The organism is Amnimonas aquatica (assembly GCF_002943415.1).
Classification (GTDB): domain Bacteria; phylum Pseudomonadota; class Gammaproteobacteria; order Pseudomonadales; family Moraxellaceae; genus Perlucidibaca; species Perlucidibaca aquatica_A.
In genome coordinates, this window is the sequence record NZ_PTQZ01000374.1 from 1 (window position 1) to 1,101 (window position 1,101).

The window sequence follows — 1,101 nt, forward strand, 5'->3', positions numbered from 1 at the left end:
CCCTGTCCGCCACCGCGACCCACACCCGCGCACTGACCCGGCTGCTGACCGGCACCCGCGCACGCCTGCTGGATACGCGCAAGACCCTGCCCGGCCTGCGCGTGGCGCAGAAGTACGCGGTGCTGGTCGGCGGCGGCGAGAATCACCGCATGGGCCTGTTCGACGCCTTCCTGATCAAGGAGAACCACATCATGGCGGCCGGCTCCATCGCCGCCGCCGTCACCACCGCGCGCGCACAGGCGCCGGGCCGCATGGTCGAGGTGGAAGTGGAAAGCCACGACGAACTGGAGCAAGCCATCGCCGCCGGGGCCGACCGCATCATGCTCGACAACTTCGATCTGGAGCAGATGCGCGCCGCCGTGGCATTCACTGCCGGGCGCGCCGAGCTGGAGGCATCAGGCAACGTCAATCGCGACACGCTGCGCGGCATCGCCGAAACCGGCGTGGACTACATCTCGCTGGGCACCATCACCAAGGACATCAAGGCCATCGACCTGTCGATGCGCCTGATCGAGGGCTGAGCCCGACGTTCTGCCTGGCTGGCGCCCGGAGCCGGGCGCTCGGCCAGCGCTGCGCCAGCGTCATTTCGCGAGCGCGCGCGCATCCTCGACCATGTCCAGCCCTGCGGGCGGCTGCTCGCCCACCCAGGCAAAGCGCGGGCATACACTGCCATCCGGCAGGCTGACCGTTTCAGTGAACATGCCCAGCGGCCTGACCCAGCGCCCCCAGTCGCCGTAGCAGGTGCGGTAGAGTACCAGCCATTCCTCGCTCTCCGAATGCCTGACCAGATCCATGACCTGGTAATACGGCCCCTTGTAATGACGATAGAAGCCCGGTATCGGGCCGGCCGGCTGCACCTCAGTTCGTGCCATGTCTTTGGATCCTGTTCGATACGCGGTCAAATAAAGCGAGGATTGCATGCGGAATCGCGCCAGCTCCATGCCTGCGCGCGGCTTGCGCTGCTGCGCCCAAGAAATCTGGTGTATACATCCCGGAAAGCAAAAACCCTCAACCGGGATACGGTTGAGGGTTCGTGCATTAGGTGCCTGGCGATGACCTACTTTCACATGGCGAATGCCACACTATCATCGGCGCGGAGTG

At 65.5% G+C, this 1,101-nt stretch carries 2 protein-coding genes; one reads left to right on the forward strand and one right to left on the reverse strand.

The window, feature by feature from the left end; translation table 11 throughout:
- The coding region (gene nadC / locus C5O18_RS10115) for a carboxylating nicotinate-nucleotide diphosphorylase (protein WP_105193495.1) at window positions 1-521 on the forward strand (521 nt) is incomplete at its 5' end.
- 60 nt (window positions 522-581) lie between these two features.
- Here the strand turns inward: nadC and C5O18_RS10120 are convergent.
- Window positions 582-872, reverse strand: a complete 291-nt coding sequence (locus tag C5O18_RS10120) for a DUF1653 domain-containing protein (protein ID WP_105193497.1) — start codon at window positions 870-872, stop codon at window positions 582-584.
- Between the last annotated feature and the right edge of the window lie 229 nt (window positions 873-1,101).

Excerpts from the sequence above, each read along its gene's own strand:
- C5O18_RS10120 (WP_105193497.1), bottom strand. The coding sequence starts at position 872 with ATGGCACGAACTGAGGTGCAGCCGGCCGGCCCGATACCGGGCTTCTAT.